This is a genomic window from Maridesulfovibrio spiralis (SeqCode) (assembly GCF_048571135.1).
GTDB classification, from domain to species: Bacteria; Desulfobacterota; Desulfovibrionia; order Desulfovibrionales; family Desulfovibrionaceae; genus Maridesulfovibrio; species Maridesulfovibrio spiralis.
On sequence record NZ_CP182344.1, the window covers coordinates 3,494,493 to 3,515,060 of the forward strand.

A 20,568-nucleotide genomic window follows, 5' to 3' on the forward strand; every position below is an offset into this window, starting at 1 on the left:
CATCATGGCAGAAAATAGGAAGACAGAACAAGAGCAGCAAGATCTTGATGAACTCACTGTTTTGCAGGAAGCAGATAATGCGGAGCTTTCAGCTGAGGAGTATGCCAAGGTTCAAAGTGTTGATAATGTAACACCGGAACAGTCTGATCTCGCAGGCACAATAATTCATGGTAGTTCTCTGGAAGGGGATGCCGAGGCCGCAGAGTTCAATGAGACTGATTCTTCGGCAACAGATAGGTCCGCTGAATCTTCTACTGATGGTTTTGCGTCGGAAGTTCTGCCCGAAGAAGAGCTTCCTGTTGCAGAGGGCGTTTCAGAAACTTCTGTAGCAGGAGATGTTACAGAATCTGTAACTGGACCAGCCTTTGTAGAGGAACTTGTTGATGGTGATTCGTCTACAGTAGATGATGGTTCTTCTGAGCATCAGGCAGTAGATAGTCTTGTTGATTCTTCTGATGAACCTGAAGCTCCTGCTGAGCCTGAAGATTCAGAAGCATCTGACGAACCCGTTGCTGAACAACCTCCCGCAGCTGAAGAAGTTGCCGAATCTCCTGTTGAGCCTGAAGCTCCCGCCGAGCCTGAAGAACCAGAAGCAGCCGAGACTCCCGCGGCTGAGGAGGCAGTAGAATCTCCCGCTGAGCCTGAAGAATCGGAAGTATCTGACGAGCCAGTAGCTGAACAACCTCCCGCAACTGAAGAAGTTGCCGAATCTCCAGTCGTTGAAGAAGCAGCCGAATCTCCTGTTGAGCCGGAAGCTCCTGCTGAGCCGGACGATTCAGAAGCATCTGACGAGCCAGTAGTTGAACAACCTCCCGCAGCTGAAGAAGTTGCCGAATCTCCAGTCGTTGAAGAAGCAGTCGAATCACCTGCCGAGCCTGAAGAAGCAGAAGCACCGGAAGAGTCCGTTGCTGAACAACCTCCCGTAGCCGAGGAAGCAGACGAAACTCCCGTTGAGCCGGAAGCTCCTGCTGAACCTGAAGATTCAGAAGCAGCTGACGAGCCAGTAGCAGAACAACCTCCCGCAGCTGAAGAAGTTGCCGAATCTCCAGTCGTTGAAGAGGCAGTCGAATCACCTGCCGAGCCTGAAGAAGCAGAAGCACCGGAAGAGCCCGTTGCTGAACAACCTCCCGTAGTCGAGGAAGCAGACGAACCCCCTGTTGAGCCGGAATCTCCCGCTGAACCTGAAGAATCAGAAGCACCGGAAGAGCCTGTTGCTGAACAACCTCCCGCAACAGAAGAAGCAGCCGAGACTCCCGCGGCTGCGGAAGCTGTAGAATCTCCCGCTGAGCCTGAAGAATCAGAAGCACCGGAAGAGCCTGTTGCTGAAGAAGCTCCCGCAGTTGAGGAAGCAGGGGAAACCCCCGTTGAGCCGGAAGCTCCTGCCGAACCTGAAGATTCAGAAGCATCTGACGAGCCAGTAGCTGAACAACCTCCCGCAGCTGAAGAAGTTGCCGAATCTCCAGTCGTTGAAGAAGCAGTCGAATCTCCTGTTGAGCCGGAAGCTCCTGCTGAGCCTGAAGATTCAGAAGCATCTGCCGAGCCAGTTGCTGAACAACCTCCCGCAGCTGAAGAAGTTGCCGAATCTCCAGTCGTTGAAGAGGCAGTCGAATCACCTGCCGAGCCTGAAGAAGCAGAAGCACCGGAAGAGCCCGTTGCTGAACAACCTCCCGTAGTCGAGGAAGCAGACGAACCCCCTGTTGAGCCGGAATCTCCCGCTGAACCTGAAGAATCAGAAGCACCGGAAGAGCCTGTTGCTGAACAACCTCCCGCAACAGAAGAAGCAGCCGAGACTCCCGCGGCTGCGGAAGCTGTAGAATCTCCCGCTGAGCCTGAAGAATCAGAAGCACCGGAAGAGCCTGTTGCTGAAGAAGCTCCCGCAGTTGAGGAAGCAGGGGAAACCCCCGTTGAGCCGGAAGCTCCTGCCGAACCTGAAGATTCAGAAGCATCTGACGAACCCGTAGCTGAACAACCTCCCGTAGTCGAAGGAGCAGACAAAGCTTCAGTCGTTGAAGAAGCAGGGGAAACCCCCGTTGAGCCGGAAGCTCCTGCTGAACTTGAAGATTCAGAAGCATCTGCCGAGCCCGTTGCTGAACAACCTCCCGTAGCCGAGGAAGCAGACGAAATCCCCGTTGAGCCGGAAGCTCCTGCTGAGCCTGAAGATTCAGAAGCAGCTGACGAGCCAGTAGCAGAACAACCTCCCGCAGCTGAAGAAGCAGACGAATCTCCAGCAGTTGAGGAAGAAGAGGAAGTTGTTCCAGATGATTCGGATGCATCTGGCAAGGGCTCTGGCGGTCAGGGTAATCAGTGGGGTCGAGTTGATGGTGGCCCAGATCAAGGTAAGGCCGGGGATCAGGAATCAGAGATCGCAGCTGACGCAGAAGACTCTTCAGCGGATGGCTCAGATAAGGGTGGCCCCAAGGGTAACATGGGTCTTGGCAACGGCCTTGATGATGCGCCTCCGGGTGTAACTGAAGACCAGCCGCATTATGATGAGCGCGTCGAAGGAGCCGGGGACCAAGAGTCTGATGTTGCAGCTGACGTAGCCGAAGAAGCAGAGGAAGTTGTTCCAGATGATTCGGATGCATCTGGCAAGGGCTCTGGCGGTCAGGGTAATCAGTGGGGTCGAGTTGATGGTGGCCCAGATCAAGGTAAGGCTGGTGATCAGGAATCAGAAGTCGCAGCTGACGCAGAAGACTCTTCAGAGGATGGCTCAGATAAGGGCGGCCCCAAGGGCAACATGGGTCTTGGCAACGGCCTTGATGATGCGCCTCCGGGTGTAACTGAAGACCAGCCGCATTATGATGAGCGCGTCGAAGGAGCCGGGGAAGGGGAAGATGATGCTCTGGAAATGGATTTCTTCATAATGGATAGCGATGATAGCAATTCCAGCACCAGTTGGACTGAAATAACAGAAGAAAATGAATCCGACAGCGGGACAGGCGGCGACGATTTTGGTAATGGTTGGACCGATGAAGTAGAATCTGATGCTGACAAAGGTCAAGGTAAGGGACGTGGCAACAAGGGAAATGACGACGATGATTCCTTTGAGGGGTCAGATAATCTGGATGCTTTTGAAAATGAGGCGGAGGATTTCTCTGATCAGTCAGATTGGTAGAGTTGGATGCTGTAGCTGAAAGGTTCTAAGCGAAACTGGGATACATTATGGATATATCATACTTCAAAAAACATCGGGGATTTTTCAGTGACCTGATAGCCCTGCCTGTTTTCATGCGCAGCTCGTTTGATCTCCTGCTGGCCTCTATCGGTATCAATGTTTTGGGTTTGGCATTGCCGGTGGTGTTGATGCAGGTCTATGACCGTATTGTCCCTACCAGGGCAACCTCCACGCTTATCTGGCTGGTTGCCGGTTTTATGGTTGCTCTGTTGATGGAAACCGCTTTGCGTTTGTGCCGCACGACAATCACTAATTGGATGTCGGCCCGTTTTGAGCATGACATCGGTGATTCCTGTGTTGGGCGGTGGGTGAATTGTGTTCTTGAAGATTTTGAAAAGGATGGAGCCGGTGTCCATCTTGACCGCTTGCGCGCAGTTAATACCCTAAGGTCTTTTTACGCAGGACAGGCTTTTCAGCTCATGCTGGATCTGCCGTTCGCCTTTTTGTTTCTTGCTGTTGCCGGGTTTCTCGGCGGCTGGCAGGTGGCGGCTTTTCTTGGTGGTGTTGCCTTGGTTTTTCTTTGTATTACCGCTTTCATCCGCAGCAGCTATAGCCGGAACAGACAGAAGCAGAGGAATCAGGCTGACCGGCGATACAACTTTTTAGTGGAAGTCCTTAGCGGAATTCACGCAGTTAAATCTTTGACCTTGGAAGAGTCCATGCTCCGGCGGCATGAACGGCTTGAATCGGAAGCGGCTCAGCATGATTATGATGTCATTTTTATAGGCAATCTTCCGGTCAGTATCGGTAACTTTTTTTCACAGCTGAATTTATTTGGAGTTCTGTTCATCGGGGGAACGCTGGCTATTTCCGGGCAGATAACCCTTGGTAGCCTTGCCGGATGCACCCTTCTCAGCGGGCGTTTTTTCCAGCCTTTCCGGTCTTTGGCGTCATTCTGGGTTCGCCATGCAGACATTGAAATAGCTAAGGGGCAGATTTCAGATATTGTTAATTTACGCGAGGAATCAAATCGGGATGCACCTTGTCTGCCTGAAGAAATACAAGGGCGTATCGTTTTGAATAATATTTCCTATACGCCTGACGGAAGCGATGAAAAAGTTTTTGAAGGGCTGAATCTGCTGGTCGAAGATGGGAAGATGGTCTGCATAAATACCGATAGCGAAAGACTGCCGACTTTGTTGCTAAATCTTATTTACGGGCTGAATCAGCCGGACAACGGGCAGGTTTTTATTGACGGTAATGATTTGAGTGAGTTTTGCCATTCTGATTATCAGGGCAGGATGGAATTCATTCCGCAGCAGGGGACTTTGTTCAACGGGACCATTTACGAAAACCTGACTCTTTTTAATCCGGCCAACAGGCAGGTAGCCCTCGATGCCGCTTCGCTGTTGCAGCTGGATTCAGTTCTTTCAGAGCTTCCTCTCGGTTATGAAACCAAAGTCGGAAACAGGCTCTATGAATTCCTGCCTACAGGTGTGATCCAAAGGATCTGTCTAGCAAGGGCTTTGACGGTCCGTCCCCGTATCCTGCTCCTGGATAGGGTTAATGAATCCATGGATCAGGATAGCGAAAAGCTCTTTTTCTGGCTGATGGGCAAACTTAAAGGTAATTGCACTATCGTAATGGCTACTTCCAGTCCGGCAATGCATGCGATGGCGGATTCTGTTCATTCCATTGTAGACGGTAAGCTCAGACAGGAGAAATCATAATGGTTGCAGCTGTTGAAACTCCTGCTCAGTGGGAAATGGCCTGGAAACGCTGGGTGCTCCAGTCGGCCCGCTCATGGGAAGATGTTTCCGGGATAATAGGGCTCATCGGTATCAATATTATTGATGAAGAACACATGCTTTTCACCAAGTATGTCCTTGATATCAATCTGCTTATCCGTGCACTTAACGACCGTGATGCTTCTTTCAAGGATTTGGATAAAGGGGATGAAATTTTTCAAACCTTATTGAATTATGCAGAAATGCATTTCTTTCATGAGCTTGAAATAATGAAAGAAATAGAAAGCCCGCTCATGGAAGCCCATCTGGCTCAGCACGATATTTTCATGAAAATGATCACCGGTTATTATGATGAATTCAAGCGGGGGAGGGTGCATATCGTCAGCGGTTTGAAGCTGTCTATCCTTGATTGGTGGGTAAACCATATCAACGGAATTGACTATCAAACCTTTGTTCTCAGGAATGGCAACGGTAATGGGGGTGAAGATGGATAATCCGTGGTCATCTTCGTTAGGTAATTCCAGTGGGCTTGCCGCATGTATTCCCGCTCTCCTTGATGCCTTGGGCTGGCGTGGAAGTGATGTTCATTTATATGAAGCCATGCCGCATTTTTATGACAATATAGACCTTTCCGACCTGCTCAATGTAATGGCCAACCTGAAATTCGCCAGCAGGTCTATTTCCGTAAAACTTTCCAGTATTGATCAAAGAACCATGCCTTGTCTTTTTATCGACAATAATGGTCAGGGCATGGTGCTGATTAAAGGTGACGGGAAAAATTTATTAGTTTTTGACGGTGCGGCAGCAAAATATCAGGAACTGGAGCCTGATTCCCGTATCGGAGCAGCATTTTTCTTCGATCAGGTGGACGAAAGGGGGCATTCGTTACACCGGAAGCAGGACAGATGGTTCGGCAAAGTAATGGACCGTTTCCGGAGAACGATGCAGCATGGTTTGTTGATTTCATTCCTTTTAAGCGTCCTGACTCTGATCATGCCTCTTTTCATCATGACCATTTATGACCAGATGCCCTTTTTCGATAACAATAAAAATCTGGCTTACATTGTTATCGGGGTCATGGTTTTTATCCTCAGTGATTTCGGGCTAAGAATTATCCGTTCAGGCATGATGAGTTTTATCGGGGCCAGACTTGGGAATATTGTCGGTAATGAAGTTTTCAGAAGGATTTTATATCTGCCGCCCGCATATACTGAATCAGCCTCAATCGGTTCACAGGCTGCTCGCATAAAGGATTTTGATTCTGTAAGGGATTTCTTTTCCGGTCAGGCTTTTACTTCCTTGCTTGAAATGCCGTTCATTTTGCTGCTTCTGCTGGCGATGTGGGTGCTTGGGGGAAATGTAGTTTTTGTCCCGCTGGTCGCGATTGCCGGATTTGCTGTTTTAGCTGCTGTTTACATGCCGCTGGTTAAAAGGGCTAATGCCCGGGTGGCTAAGAGCGGAGCTGCGCGGCAGGAGTTGGTCATGGAAATCCTGACCAAAATAAGAGCCATCAAGCTGACCAGTACTGCCGGAGTCTGGGAAAAGCGATACCGCCAGCTTTCGGCAGAGTGTGCAGCTGAGACATACGGTGCATCACAGCTGGCCTCGCAGATTAATGTTTTTACCAATACCCTGATTATGGCCGCCGGGGTCATGACGATGGCTGTGTCTGTGAACGGAGTGCTTGCCGGCAATATGACCATGGGGGGATTGGTGGCATCCATGATTCTGGTCTGGCGGATACTCGCCCCCCTGCGTTCCGCTTTTGTGGTAATGTTACAGGTGGAGCGGATTAATAAGAGTGTGAAGCAGGTCGACAGGCTCATGGACTTGGATATTGAGCAGCATAGTGAATCTTTGCTCACCTTCAACCGTAAAATCAGGGGCGATGTAAAATTTTCGCAGGTTTCGATCAGGTATTCAAGCGATGCACATCCGGCTTTGCTCGGTGTCAGTTTCGAAATAAAGCATGGTGAATCCTTGGCTGTTACAGGCCATGACGGTGCAGGTAAATCCACTATCCTTAAACTTTTAATGGGGCTTTACCGTCCGCAGGCAGGGCGCATCGCACTCAACAATACCAGTCTCCGGCAGATGGACCCGCTTCAGCTTCGCCGGACAGTGGGATACTGTCCGCAGGAACCCCAGTTCTTTTACGGAACAATTGCCCAGAACCTGAGGCTGGCCAACCCGGTTGCTACTGATTCCCAGCTCCGAACAGCCTGTATGGAAGCGGGGATTCTTGAAGAGGTTGAGGACCTGCCATCTGGTTTTGAAACGAGGATTGGGGATTACAATATGAAGCAGCTGTCGAGCAAATTTTTACGCAAGCTTAATTTAAGCCGTGCCTTGCTCAAGTCTGCGCCCTTGCTGCTTCTGGATGAAGTTCAGGAACGGCCCACGGCCCGGGAAAGGGAGACTTTCCTGAATCTGTTAAAGTCCAAACGGAAAAAGAGCACTGTAATCGTGGTGACCAACCAATGCGAATACTTGCAGGCAGCAGACAAGGTTCTCTGGATGGAAAAGGGCAGGGTAAAACTATTCGGTCCTACTGAAGAAATTATGTCCAACCTTCCTGAAGAATACAAATCCTGCTTGTTCTGATCCAACTTCACGTAAAGGAAACAGCCATGAGTTCAAAAAATAATAAAGTTCGTATAAGCAGGAAAGACTCCCTGCATTTGTCGCAGGCATTGCTGTTGGAGGAAACCGGTGTTCCGCAACTTGTAAGATATGTGATTATCACCCTGACATTGGTTATCGCCGGATTTGTTTCATGGGCCGCTGTGACTAAGATTGACGAAGTTGCAGTCTGTTCGGGCAAGATCATTCCTTCCGGGCACATAAAACGGGTACAGAGCGAGGATGGCGGAATTGTTTCAGCGATTCTTGTGCGTGATGGACAGGCGGTAAAGAAAGGTCAGGATCTTATTACAATGGACCCGACGGTTTCCGTATCAAATCTGGATCAGCATCTGGTCCGGCAGGCATCGCTTGATTTGCGCAAAGAGCGGCTTGCAGCACTCATAGATGGCAGAAAACCTGATTACGCACAGGTGGACTCTCGTTACAAGGAGCTTGCGGACCAGCAACGACGGCTCCATTCCCAGAAAATCGAATCGTTAAATGCTTCGCGGGCTATCCTCAACAACCAGATAAAGCAATACGAAGCCGAGCTTAAAGAGCTTTCAAATAGGGAGAATACCCTTCGTCAGCAGCATGCATTGTTGAAGGAAGAATATGAATCATATGAAGATCTTTTTAAGAAACAGCTGGTCGGCAAGAGTGAATATTTCAGCGTAAAAAGGCACTTTTTACAGATTCAGGAAAATCTGCATCAGATACCTGTGCGCCGCATTCAGGTCGGTGAAAAGTTGACCGAAAGCAAGAACAGGCTTGTGAAGCTTAAAGAAGAGGCTTTGGAAAGCTGGATGTCTGAACTTGCCGTGGTAGAAGCAGAGGCATCTGAAATCCATGAGATTATCAAAAGGTTTAAAATGGATGTATTTCAGCTTTCCGTAAAATCGCCAGAGGACGGGGTGATCCATAATTTGCAGATCAATTCACCGGGTGAAATCGTTAAACCGGGTGAAACCTTGCTGGAGCTGGTCCCCGCAGGCAAGGAACTGATCGCCGAGGTCCGTATTTCATCCCGGGATGTCGGGCATATTCAAGTCGGTCAGCCTGTGACTGTAAAGTTCACAGCTTATGACTATGCCCGCTATGGCGGCATGAAAGCGAAGCTTGTGGATATTTCACCGACTACAGTGATCAACGAGGACGGCAGTGTCTACTACGAAGGCATTGTTGTTATGGATCAGAGCTATATCGCGAAAGGAACGCAGAAGCTGCAAATCCTTCCGGGTATGACCGTAATGGCTGATATCAGGACAGGTGAGAAAACTTTGATCGGTTATTTCATGAAGCCTATTTATCTGTCGTTGCAGCAGTCTTTCAGGGAGCGATAGGCTGAGTTGTTCAATTTTTACTGAGAATTAAAGGGTTAACTCTTTTTTGAGTTAACCCTTTTTTCGTTTGTGGCAGTCCTGCTGTGCAGCACAAATGTGATTATGTTGAGTGAAAATTAACATGGTGCCACCGTAGTTGCAGGTTCTGTTGTAGCCTGTATTTCTTTATGATAACTTTTGAATTTGTATCGTAAAAATCTATAATTCTGTGGTTGTGGATGGGATGCTAGTATTAGCTGTCAAATACTATATTAAATATATTCAGGGGTTATAATGCGCGGCATCCTTCATTATGTCACTACGGTGATAGTCTTGACGATCTATGGCGGGAGAGTCTGTCCTTATCTGGCTTCAATTGATCTTCTGAGCTGGTTCGTGGAGTTGGGGACTTTTTTTGCTGTCGGATACGGGCTCAGAGTGTTTCTGCTGAAGCAAATTGTATTGAAAGCTGATTACATCAGGCAGCCCCGGCTCCAATTCATTACCGAGTTTTCGGTCTTCATCATGCTGGGCTTCGGCGTGCTTATCTACAATCTGATTTTCTTTGATTTTCCGGCTGTGAGCGGTGCAAAGGTTGTGTTGGGGACTTTCACGCTCGGATTGTTTGCTGCTGCGGATTTAGCCTTGGAGCGGGAGCGCAGCATTGATGCACACTTTCGCCGGACAATGGAAGAAATCACTGTCGATGAAAATTACTTTCCCTTGACCCGCAAGATGGCTCTGGGAGCCATTGCCCTGAGCGTTTCCATTACCGGAGTATTGTTTTTGGTTATGATTCATGACCTTAACTGGTTAAGCCGCAATGGTGATGTTGACGATGGCGGGGCGCTTTCAATCCTCAAGGACCTTGGCTATGTGATGTCGGTTTATCTGGCTCATATGATCAACTTGATTATGTCGTATTCCCACAATTTCAAGATCCTGCTGGGCAATGAGAATAAGGTTCTGCGGCAGGTTGCCAGCGGGCGCCTTGATGTTTTCGTGCCGGTGAGTACTTCTGGTGAATTCGGAGAGATGGCCACGTATACCAACCGCATGATCGAGAGTCTGCGTGCCCGGACCGAGGAAATTGAGTTGACTCAGGCTGTCACCATTGAAAGCCTCGCAACCCTCGCCGAGTATCGCGATCCCGAAACCGGGGGGCATATCAGAAGAACCATGAACTACGTCCGCTTGATGGCCGAGCGTCTGGTACAGATGCCCAGATATCAGGAAGAGCTGGATGAGCGATGTGTTACCCTGCTTTATCAGTCTGCGCCGCTGCATGATATCGGTAAGGTCGGTGTTCCTGACCATATCCTGCTCAAGCCGGGGAAGCTTACGGATGAAGAATTCACAGCGATGAAACGGCATCCTATTTACGGCCGGGATACCATGCTTAAGGCAAGCAAAAATCTTGGCAGTACTTCGTTTCTGCAGTTCGCCATGGAAATAGCTTACACCCACCATGAAAAATGGGATGGGTCAGGTTATCCCCAAGGATTGAAAGGTGAGGAAATTCCCTTATCCGGCAGGCTTATGGCCATTGCAGATGTCTATGATGCCCTGATCAGCAAGCGGGTCTATAAGCCGCCCTTCACGCACAGCAAAGCGGTATCGATAATCCAGAAGGATAGCGGAACACATTTCGACCCGGAACTGGTGGAGGTTTTCATGGAGCTTAACGAAGATTTCCGGCAGATTGCGATCAAGTATGCCGACCTGCAGGAAGAGCGTGATGCTTTGATGGAGTAGCTTAGTCTTGTTTAAAGGTAGATATTTCTTGTGGAAGAGGTGTTTTTAATGTGTTATGATCTATAATTATAAGTATTGACGTGGTTGGACCATCTGATTCAAATAAAGGTATTTGAAATGAAAAAAAGATTAAGAAAGAAAAAAAGAGTCGGTGAATTTAGAGAATACGGTTTTTGGGTTGGCGTAAGATTAGCAAAGCAGTTGGATACTGATGCTGTCGATAATTTTATGGATTCTTTTATAGAAGAGGCAATTGAGGAGAATGGTTTAGGGATTTTAGGGGGAGGGAAGGGGCATGAGTTCGGTTGGGCTGTCGTTGCTTTTAAATCGCGGGAGTCGGCTTCTGAAGTGCAAATAGAAGCGGTTAAGCAATGGCTTGTTAATTGTTCGGAGGTAGCTGAATATGCTGTTTCGCAATTGATTGACACTCGTTACGGTGATTTTGATGGGCCTGTTGATTGGGTAAAAAAGTAGCCTGATCCATAGTTTGTTTTGTCTGCCATGATCCGCACGCGGTAGTTGTGCAAAATGAAATCAGGTTAATTGGAAGATTCCGATTTTATTGCATGCAATTGCAGGTTTATTGCATGCAATTTTGTTTTAGATATCAGGCTTGAATTCAGGTTTGGTGCTGAGTTGTTGGGTTTATTTTCATTGTTTTCAGTGTGTTGCTGGTTTTAGGCAATGCTGTTGGTTTATGGCATAGCATATGCTAATTGAGCCGCATGCAACGTACAACAACTACATGCCCTTATTGCGGTGCCGGCTGCTCACTTTCTTTGGAAGTCGAGGATGGCCGTATCGTCAGTGTTTCTCCCGGTCCTGAGCCCTCTGTAAATCAGGGCGTCCTCTGCTCCAAGGGGCGGTACGGGTTCGATTTCGTCCACCACAAAGACCGTCTCACCACTCCGCTTGTGCGCAGGGACGGGCAGCTTGTCCCGGCTTCATGGGATGAGGCCCTTCAGCTTGTCTCAGACCGCTTGGGTTCTATTGTGTCTGAATTCGGCCCTGATGCTGTGGGCGGATTTAGCAGTGCCCGCTGTTCCAATGAAGAGAATTACCTTTTCCAGAAATATATCCGCGCAGGGCTAGGCACTAACAATGTCGACCATTGCGCACGTCTCTGACACGCTCCAACTGTAGCCGGGCTGGCTACATCACTTGGAAGCGGTTCCATGACCAACTCAATACGTGAGTTGTGGGATATGGGATATGAAGACTGTGTTTGCGTGATCGGCTCCAACACAACAGAATGCCACCCGCTTATCGGTATTGGCATGATGGAAGCGAAAAGGAACGGGGCCGGGTTGGTCGTCATTGATCCGCGTGAGATTGATCTGGCGCGTCAGGCGGATGTCTGGCTCAGGCTGCGTCCGGGAACTGATACACCGCTCTTGTCCTCTATCGCACGGGTAATTTTGGATGAAGGTCTTGCGGATCTTGATGCCGTTGCCGCTGCTACTGAAAATTTCACTGCCTTCAGGGAAAGTCTGCATGCTTTCGATCCTGAAAGCGTAGCTGCCATAGCAGAAGTTCCGGCAGATGACATCCGCAAGGCCGCGCGACTGATCGGAAGTTCCCCCAATGCCGCCTTTTATTACACAATGGGCGTAACCCAGCATACCACCGGGACTAATAATGTGCTTTCCGTGTCCAACCTTGCTTTGCTTACCGGGAATATCGGGCGAGCGAAAACCGGGGTTAATCCATTGCGCGGGCAGAACAATGTTCAGGGTTCCTGCGACATGGGAGCCTTGCCCAATGTGCTGACCGGGTATCGTCCGGTGACTGATGATGCTGTAAGGGCATCTTTTGAAGCAGCATGGGGCGTTGAACTGCCTTCCGAGCCGGGAATGACTATTCCGAAAATGTTGCATGCAATTGAGGAAGACAGGTTCAAAGGGCTTTTCGTTTTTGGGGAGAACCCAATGCGCAGTGACCCGGACATCAACCATGTGGAGCATTGTTTAAAGCATGTGGATTTTCTAGTTGTTCAGGATTTGTTCCTCACTGAGACCGCAGCACTTGCTGATGTTGTCCTGCCCGGAGCCAGCTTCGCGGAAAAGGACGGAACTTTTACCAGCACTGAAAGGCGGGTTCAACGTATCCGTAAGGCAGTAGATCCCGTTGGGGAGAGCCGCCCGGATTGGGAAATTCTGGCTGACTTGCTGGCTAGGCAGGGACGTCCTGAGCGTTATGAAAGTGTCGTAGATGTCTTTGACGAAATGCGGGCAGTTACTCCAAGTCATGCGGGAATCACTTACGAACGGCTGGAAGAGGGGGGAGTTCAATGGCCCTGCTTTGATGAGAGCCATCCGGGAACCCCGATCCTGCATGTCGGGCAGTGTGTGCGCGGACCCGGAAAATTCATGCCCCTTGAACACCGTGAGCCTGCCGAACTGCCGGATGCCGAGTATCCGTTGACTCTGACCACCGGAAGGGTGGTTGCCCATTACCATACAGGTACAATGACCCGGCGTTGTTTCGGTTTAGCCGGGACATGGCCGGAAGAGTTGGCGGAGATTCACCCCGCAGATGCCGTTAAGTACGGAATTTCTGACGGCGAACTGGTGGAAATCAGCTCCCGCAGGGGAACAGTCAAAGCCCGCGCTTGGCTGACTGAAAGAGTGCGCCGCGGTCTGGTCTTTATGACTTTCCATTTTTCAGAGAGTCCGGCGAATCTTTTGACTATTGCCGAGGGCGATCCTGTAACCGGAACCCCGCAGTTGAAAGTTTGTGCCGTTTCAATTCGTAAATTTATGGAACCGGGAGCGTCTGCCGCTGCTCAGGTTTCAACATCAATAAAGGAACAAAGCCCATGTCATCGCGTTTAACTCCTTTCATCCTCGCCAGTGCGGCCAAATGTATCGGTTGCCGGGCCTGTGAACTTGCTTGTGCTGCTGCCCATGTTCAGGGCGGCGTTTCTGTGGGAAGTCTTCAGGGCGTGCTCTCACCGCGTTTGTATCTGACCCGCGCAGAAGAAATCTGTGTTCCCGTTGGTTGCAGGCATTGTGAAGATGCTCCCTGCGCCGCAGTCTGTCCCAACGGCGCAATCCAGCGCACTGATTCCGGTGTTCTGGTGGACGAAGAGCATTGCGTCGGGTGCAAGACCTGCCTCGCGGCCTGTCCTGTGGGGGCGATGGAAATGGCCCAGATCTGGAAGAATGGCCGTCCTGCTTTGCGCCGGGTGGTTGATCCGCAACAGCCTGATCAATACATCGTCGAGCCGGCTCTTTTAGCCAGCAAATGTGACCTCTGCTATGAACGGGAACAGGGACCGGCCTGTGTGCAGGCCTGTCCGCAGGATGCTTTGGCTCTGGTGGACCCCATGAAATTGAAAAAACGCCGTAACATCGAAGCGGCACTGGCCCTTGCCGGGGTTGGAGTAAGAGCGGGTGAGGAACTGTAATGACAAATTTATCCCAAGTAGTATCTATTGATCCCGCTGTTTGTACGGGCTGCCGCCGCTGTTCCGAGGTCTGTCCCGTTGATGCAATCAGAGGTGCTGAAGGCGAACCCCAGAAAATTGATACCTCCAAATGTGTTATCTGTGGGCAGTGCGTTCTGGTTTGTTCGGCTTTTGTCTCTCCCTTTGACGATGCAGCTGAGAATCTCCCGACCATGCGTGTTCAGCGCGGGTTGGATAAAAATGATCCCGCACCGCTTTTTGCCGCCCATTTTCGTAACGACACCGGGCGTGTAGCAGATTTTTTGAGCGACCCATCCAAGAATACCATGGTCCAGTGTGCTCCGGCGGTGCGAACCTCAATTGCCGAGGAATACGGTCTTGCGCCGGGAACCCTGACTCCCGGACAGCTTGCTGCTTCCCTGCGCCGCCTTGGCTTCGATGCTGTTTACGATACTATTTTCGCAGCGGACGTTACCATTATGGAAGAGTCTTCCGAGTTGCTGGAGCGTATTGAGTCAGCCGGCCCCCTGCCGATGTTCACCTCCTGTTGCCCCGGCTGGGTGCGCTACATGGAAACCGCATGGCCTGATCTGACCGATCACCTTTCGAGCTGCAAATCCCCGCAGCAGATGGCAGGCGCATTGTTCAAAACATATGGAGCCGAGATTGCCGGAATCGGTGCGGAATCCATCGCCAGTGTCGCGGTAATGCCTTGTACTGCAAAGAAACATGAAGCGGCCCGTCCTGAAATGAATTCCAGCGGAGAGCAGGATGTTGATGCTGTGCTTACCGTGACCGAACTTGCGGCAATGCTTAAGGCTAAGGGAATCAAACTCGCCGATATGCCCGAAGAGGAATTTGATGTGCCTATGGGCCTTTATTCCGGGGCCGGGGTTATTTTCGGTGCTACTGGCGGGGTTATGGAGGCTGCGTTGCGAACCGCAATTGCTGTCACTACCGGAAAGGAAGTCAGCGAGAGCGGGGTAGAGTTTATTCCTGCCGGGGAGGGGATTCGCAGGGCAACAGTTGAAGTTGCGGGCACGAAGATTCGGGCGGTGATCGTTTCCGGTCTGGCTAATGCAGCGGTGCTTCTCGACGATGTGCGGGCCGGAAAAGCGGATTTCGATTTCATGGAAGTCATGTGTTGCCCCGGTGGCTGTGTTGCCGGGGGCGGACAGCCGAAACTGCTGCCCGGAATTGATCTTGCCGAGGTCATAGCTAAACGCCGTGGCGGGCTGCACCGTCATGACAGGGAGCTTCCTGTGCGTGCTTCACATAAAAATGAGTCTGTCGCCGCACTTTATGAAAAGTTTCTGGGTGCTCCCTTGGGGCATCGCTCGCATGAACTGCTGCATACCCATTACTGTATCGACGGCGGGGGAGATTAGGGATGAATACTTTTGTCTTGGCTGTTCCTTCCCGGTGCATAGGTTGCCGGGCCTGCGAGATTGCCTGTGTGGATGCCCATATGAGCTCTGACATGGCACAGGCTATGGAACAGGGACAGCCGTTCAGTCCACGCCTCTCGGTAATTCGTGAGTCCGGTGTTACCGCTCCGATCCAATGCCGCCAGTGCGAAGACGCGCCTTGTGTCAAAGCATGTCCGGCGGGTGCTATCCGTTGCGACGGCAGGTCTGTAGCCATTGACGCGGAACTCTGCTTCGGGTGCAAGGCATGTCTGGCAGCATGTCCGTTCGGGGCCATGCAGGTCGGACTGGTTAATCTGGAAAAAGAAACTCCGGTGGCCTACAAGTGTGATTTGTGTTCCGGGCATCGGGCTGATCCTGCATGTGTCAGTGTTTGTCCGGCGGGGGCATTGAGTGTTTTTTCAAATGAGGCTTTGCAGAGGTTGTCTTCGTCAAAGCGGCGGGAAACTGCGCGACTCATGGCTTTTGACGGTAATTAAGTGTGTTGTGATCAGATGATTGAAAAGGACTCCATATACCGGTCAGTGGTCGAGGATCAGACTGAGCTTATCCGCCGTTTTCGTCCCGATGGAAGGCTGACCTTTGTGAACCGGGCCTTCTGCCGTTTTTACGGTATGAGTGAAGAGGAACTGCTTGCTTCCCATTTTCAGGAACTCCTTGCTCCTGATGAGCGGGAGGGAATTGTACGGCAACTTTATTCGCTGACACCTGCCAACCCGGAAGTCAAAACCGAACCCAGTTACACTGATGAAACTGGGGGAGTCCACCATGTGCAGTACGTTACCCGTGCTATCTTCGACAGCGAAGGCAAGGTTGTTGAGTATCAGTCCGTAGGGCGCGACGTTACCGAACAGCGTAAAGCGGAAGCGACCCTTGCCGAAGCGCGTTCGGCTATGGAGCGGGCCAGCAGGGTAACGACTTTTGCTGTGATCGGGGGCGGGATTGCTCATGAGATAAACCAGCCGTTGAATGCCATCCGGTTGCTTTCCGCATCGGCTTTGTTGCTGGAGGACCGTTCAGAGACTCCGAACAAAGGGGTCGTGCGCATGCTGAAGAAAGTATCGGAGCAGGTTGATCGCATTGATTCCATTGTCAACCATTTACGTGAACACCTGCGCAGCAATCAGAGTGTTTCCGGAGAGCTTTGCAATCTCGGCGATGCTGTGCAGTCGGCCTTATCTCTACTGAATGCGCAGATGATTGCGCGCGGGATTGCTCTGGAAGTTTTCGTTTCCCCTGAAATCAAGACTGTTGCCGGAACCTGTATCCGGTTTGAAGAGCTGGTCATGAATCTGGTCGCCAATGCCATGCAGGCTCTGGAAAACCATGATGAACCGCAGAAAAAGATTTCAATCCGGGTAGTTCCGCAGGGAGAGGATTCAGTGGAACTTACTGTTGCTGATAACGGTCCGGGATTTGATCCTAAATTGACTGACGAATTGTTTGAGCCGTTTTTTTCCACCAAGTCACCGGGCAGTTCCATGGGGCTTGGGCTGTCCATTGTACGCACCATTGTTCAATCTGCTGGAGGCTTTGTGGCAGCAGAGAACCGTCCTGAAGGCGGGGCCTTGTTGCGGGCCGTATTTCCGGCAGTTGAAGCTGGGGGAGTCTAAAGAATATGCGTATTTTACTTGTTGATGATGACGCGCCGACACGTGATTCCCTCGCTGAGTATCTGACCTTGCTGGGGCATGCGGTTACACCGTGTGCAGAGGCTGTTTCTGCACTCAATATCTGCCGCAATCATGATTTTGAAATGGTCTTTTCAGACATTCAAATGCCGGGCAGAACCGGAATTGAGCTGGTCCGCGATATTAAGGGGGCGGACTTTTCCATTGCTCCTGACGTGGTTCTTTATACCGGGCATGCCGATCTTGAACTTGCTATCGGTGCTTTACGGGCCGGGGCGTATGATTACCTGACCAAGCCGATTAACCTTGAAGAGCTTGGTGCGGTTCTGGAGCGGGTTGCCGAACATCAGGTTCTGCTGCGTGAGAATGAGAAGCTGACTGAGCATTTTGATGAAGTTGTGGCCAAAGCGACAAGTGAAGTCCGGGCTGAGCTTGAGCAGCTGCGAGAACTGCTCTCCCAACAGGCCGGGCTGGATAACGTAGGTGTTTTTTCTGAAACCATGTGGGAAGTAGTCAGTCAGGCCCGGTTGTATCACGATGACCGTGATCTTCCCGTGCTCATTCAGGGTGAAACCGGGGTCGGCAAGGATATTGTTGCCAAGCTTATTCACTATGGCGAGGACAATTCCCGCTCCCGCAGACCGTTTGTGGATATCAACTGCGCAGCCCTTCCGGCAAATCTATTTGAAAGTGAACTGTTCGGTTATGAGGCCGGGGCGTTCACCGGAAGTGCCACCCGTGGCGCACGCGGTAAGATAGATCTTGCTAAGGGCGGGACTCTTTTTCTGGATGAAATAGGTGAAATCCCGGTTGAGCTGCAAGCCAAGCTGCTGCGGGTGATTGAAAATAAAAGTTTTTACCGTGTCGGTGGGTTGAACAAGATTGAAACGGATATTCGGATCATCGCCGCGACCAACCTTGATCTCACGGAACGAATTGAAAAAGGGCTTTTCCGCAGTGATCTCTACTACCGCTTGCGGGTCGGCAGCATAGTTGTTCCCCCGCTTCGTGAACGAAGTGATGACATTGTGCCTCTGGCTCTTTTGTTTCTGAAAGGTTTTGCGGAAAAGCGTGGAAAGTCATTTTCCGGTATCAGCCCTGAAGCCGCCGCCGTCCTGCTCAATAATCCGTGGGCAGGAAATGTACGGGAATTAAAGAACGCCATGGAATGGATTTCAGTAATGCATGATGCAAAGCTGCTGCTTCCTGAACACATTTCCGGTTTCTTCGGTGGCATGCAGAAAAGTCTTCCCACGCATGAAAGAGGTTCTTCGGCCTCAAAGGCGTCTGCTGTAAAAAATTCAAGACCTACTGAAGAAGACATAGACGCTGCATTGGCAGCAACGGGCGGCAATAAGACCAAGGCCGCCGCTCAATTGGGGATATCCATACGCATGCTTTACTACCGTTTGGCCTCAAGAGCGCAAAAAGAGAGCGAATAAGATCATGTTTAGATTGGATATGGTGATGAGATGAAGCCGGACAGTAATGGATTAGTGAATTTTATTGATGAGCAAAAAGTCTGGGAGATTGTGCATTCTGCCGCAGGTGCTGAAAGTTCCCGGATTTTGGAAATACTGGATAAGGCTTTAGAATTGAAAGGGCTGTCCCTTGAGGAAACAGCCATGCTTTTACAGGTTGAAGACCCTGAATTAAACGAAGCAATTTTCGAGACAGCACGCAAGGTCAAGCAGGGTATTTATGGAAATCGCATGGTCCTGTTTGCGCCTTTGTATATTACAAATGAGTGCGGAAACCGCTGTGCGTATTGCGGATTCAAGGCCACAAACAAGGAACTGCTACGCCGTACGCTTACTGCTGATGAGATCAGGCAGGAAGTGTCGGTCCTTGAGAATCAGGGTCACAAACGGTTGCTGCTTGTGTATGGCGAGCATCCGAAGTTCGGTGCTGACTGGATCGCCGATACTGTGCGTACTGTTTATGATACTGTTTCCGAAAAAAGCGGCGAGATCAGGCGGGTGAATATCAATTGTGCTCCGCTTGATACTGAAGGCTTCCGCAAGTTGCATGAGGTCGGCATCGGAACCTACCAGTGCTTTCAGGAAACCTACCACCGCAAAACTTACGCTGAGCTTCATCCCGGCGGCCATAAGAAGGATTATCTCTGGCGGTTGCATGCCATGCACCGGGCAATGGAAGCGGGTATTGATGACGTGGGTATGGGGACCCTGCTTGGACTTTATGATTACCGCTTTGATACCATCGCCCTGCTTTCCCATGCTGCCGAGCTTGAAGACAGATTCGGAGTCGGTCCGCACACCTTGTCATTTCCGCGTCTTGAACCTGCCCTGAATGCCGAGATCGCTTTCAATCCTCCTTACCCGATCCCGGATGAAGAGTTTAAAAGACTGGTTGCAGTCCTTCGGCTTTCAGTTCCTTATACCGGATTGATCCTCAGCACGCGTGAGAGTAAAAGAATGCGCCGTGAGCTGCTTGATCTCGGTGTCTCTCAGCTTAGTGCCGGATCACGAACTTATCCGGGGGCATACAGCGATCCGGATTATGACCGTCCTGACGTGCAGCAGTTCTGCATTGGCGATAACCGCAGTCTGGAAGAAGTCATCTCTGAGATAGTGGCGCACGGTTACGTTCCCTCCTGGTGCACAGCCTGCTATCGTGCAGGCAGGACCGGGGAGCACTTCATGGAACTTGCGAAAAAGGGCTTCATCCAGAAGTTCTGCCATCCAAATGCGTTGTTGACTTTCAAGGAATACCTGCTTGATTATGCGCACAGCGGTACTCAGTCCAAGGGCAATGCACTTATCAAAACGGAGCTTGATAGCTTTGCCGGGAAACGGCGTGCCGGTGTGGCTGAAAGGCTGGAGCGTATGGAAAACGGTGAACGTGATTTGTATCTTTGATTGATTGTGAATCAGGCTTGGTTCGGGGGGATTATGATTTCAGCAGGGTTAAAAGATTTGAATCTGGATCTTGCGTTGCAGGCCGCGCGCCGTGAGATTCTTTTTTTTGCGCCGCCCTATGGCAATTTTCGAAAGTCTGAACTGATATCTTCCGCACTTGAAGCAGCTCTTGCCGTTCCTCATGGGCCGTCATTGAAGGTCTTCTGCCTGCCAAGGCTGGATGAGTTCGCATGGTCGCGGGAGCTGATGGAGCTTTTGCGACCGGGGATGGGGTTTGAAGAACTCGAGGGCGAGCTGAAAGATTCCCGAGAGTTTATCAGTGATCTCGCGAAACGTTTTCCCGGACGGGTCGAAGCTTATGAATTGCGGGCACGGCCCAACCTTCCGGTGCTTATTGTGGATGATGATATTTTCTTCGGACACTTTGCGCACAGCACAGTTCAGACTCCTGCCGGGTTCTGGTCTAAGCAGGAAGCTCCGGTCGAGGACTTGTTCATTCGTGTGCAGAGTGGAGTAGAACCTACACTGGCCAAGGATAAAGCATCTTTCAGAATCATAGCAGAATGTGCGTACCTGATGGGGCAGGCGGTTGAACTGGTTTTTCATCATGATGTCAAAAACGAGGTTTGATGTTTTTTAATATTTATAATTATT

15 protein-coding genes are annotated in these 20,568 nt (G+C 50.5%); all 15 read left to right on the forward strand.

Annotation, left to right across the window (positions count from 1 at the left end; translation table 11 throughout):
- Nucleotides 1-4 precede the first annotated feature (4 nt).
- The 15 genes from ACNI29_RS15640 (at nt 5) to ACNI29_RS15710 (ending at nt 20,544) form a co-directional block, all read left to right on the forward strand.
- Nucleotides 5-3,115 carry a hypothetical protein gene (locus tag ACNI29_RS15640; RefSeq protein WP_419779304.1) on the forward strand — a complete coding sequence of 1,037 codons (3,111 nt, stop codon included), beginning with the start codon at nt 5-7 and terminating at the stop codon, nt 3,113-3,115.
- Nucleotides 3,116-3,162: 47 nt separating this feature from the next.
- Complete coding sequence (locus tag ACNI29_RS15645) at nt 3,163-4,845, forward strand: peptidase domain-containing ABC transporter (protein WP_419779305.1); 1,683 nt, start codon at nt 3,163-3,165, stop codon at nt 4,843-4,845.
- Entirely contained in the window at nt 4,845-5,357 is a 513-nt protein-coding gene (locus ACNI29_RS15650; protein WP_419779306.1) for a bacteriohemerythrin, read from the forward strand. Before ACNI29_RS15645 ends, ACNI29_RS15650 begins: the two co-directional genes overlap by 1 nt.
- Complete coding sequence (locus tag ACNI29_RS15655) at nt 5,350-7,467, forward strand: peptidase domain-containing ABC transporter (protein ID WP_419779307.1); 2,118 nt, start codon at nt 5,350-5,352, stop codon at nt 7,465-7,467. The genes ACNI29_RS15650 and ACNI29_RS15655 overlap by 8 nt, the downstream gene beginning before the upstream one ends.
- A gap of 26 nt (nt 7,468-7,493) precedes the next feature.
- Nucleotides 7,494-8,831, forward strand: a complete 1,338-nt coding sequence (locus ACNI29_RS15660) for an HlyD family type I secretion periplasmic adaptor subunit (protein ID WP_419779308.1) — start codon at nt 7,494-7,496, stop codon at nt 8,829-8,831.
- Nucleotides 8,832-9,104: 273 nt separating this feature from the next.
- Entirely contained in the window at nt 9,105-10,565 is a 1,461-nt protein-coding gene (locus tag ACNI29_RS15665; RefSeq protein WP_419779309.1) for an HD-GYP domain-containing protein, read from the forward strand.
- A 117-nt stretch (nt 10,566-10,682) separates the two neighbouring features.
- A complete protein-coding gene (locus tag ACNI29_RS15670) occupies nt 10,683-11,039 on the forward strand; it encodes a 50S ribosome-binding protein YggL (RefSeq protein WP_419779310.1) in 357 nt (118 codons plus the stop codon).
- Between the two features lie 242 nt (nt 11,040-11,281).
- On the forward strand, nt 11,282-13,399 hold the full coding sequence (gene fdhF / locus ACNI29_RS15675) for a formate dehydrogenase subunit alpha (RefSeq protein WP_490722739.1): 2,118 nt from the start codon (nt 11,282-11,284) through the stop codon (nt 13,397-13,399).
- The gene (locus tag ACNI29_RS15680) at nt 13,384-13,974 is read left to right on the forward strand and encodes a 4Fe-4S dicluster domain-containing protein (RefSeq protein ID WP_419779312.1); all 591 of its coding nucleotides are present in this window, start codon (nt 13,384-13,386) and stop codon (nt 13,972-13,974) included. The genes fdhF and ACNI29_RS15680 overlap by 16 nt, the downstream gene beginning before the upstream one ends.
- Nucleotides 13,974-15,362 carry a [Fe-Fe] hydrogenase large subunit C-terminal domain-containing protein gene (locus tag ACNI29_RS15685; RefSeq protein WP_419779313.1) on the forward strand — a complete coding sequence of 463 codons (1,389 nt, stop codon included), beginning with the start codon at nt 13,974-13,976 and terminating at the stop codon, nt 15,360-15,362. The genes ACNI29_RS15680 and ACNI29_RS15685 overlap by 1 nt, the downstream gene beginning before the upstream one ends.
- Before the next feature lie 2 nt (nt 15,363-15,364).
- Nucleotides 15,365-15,880, forward strand: coding sequence for a 4Fe-4S dicluster domain-containing protein (locus tag ACNI29_RS15690; protein WP_419779314.1), 516 nt, complete (start codon nt 15,365-15,367; stop codon nt 15,878-15,880).
- A 15-nt stretch (nt 15,881-15,895) separates the two neighbouring features.
- Nucleotides 15,896-17,014, forward strand: coding sequence for a PAS domain-containing sensor histidine kinase (locus ACNI29_RS15695; RefSeq protein WP_419779315.1), 1,119 nt, complete (start codon nt 15,896-15,898; stop codon nt 17,012-17,014).
- A gap of 5 nt (nt 17,015-17,019) precedes the next feature.
- Nucleotides 17,020-18,474, forward strand: a complete 1,455-nt coding sequence (locus ACNI29_RS15700; protein WP_419779316.1) for a sigma-54-dependent transcriptional regulator — start codon at nt 17,020-17,022, stop codon at nt 18,472-18,474.
- 30 nt (nt 18,475-18,504) lie between these two features.
- Nucleotides 18,505-19,914, forward strand: a complete 1,410-nt coding sequence (hydG, locus tag ACNI29_RS15705) for a [FeFe] hydrogenase H-cluster radical SAM maturase HydG (RefSeq protein WP_419779317.1) — start codon at nt 18,505-18,507, stop codon at nt 19,912-19,914.
- A gap of 33 nt (nt 19,915-19,947) precedes the next feature.
- Complete coding sequence (locus ACNI29_RS15710) at nt 19,948-20,544, forward strand: hypothetical protein (protein WP_419779318.1); 597 nt, start codon at nt 19,948-19,950, stop codon at nt 20,542-20,544.
- The last annotated feature ends 24 nt before the right edge of the window (nt 20,545-20,568 follow it).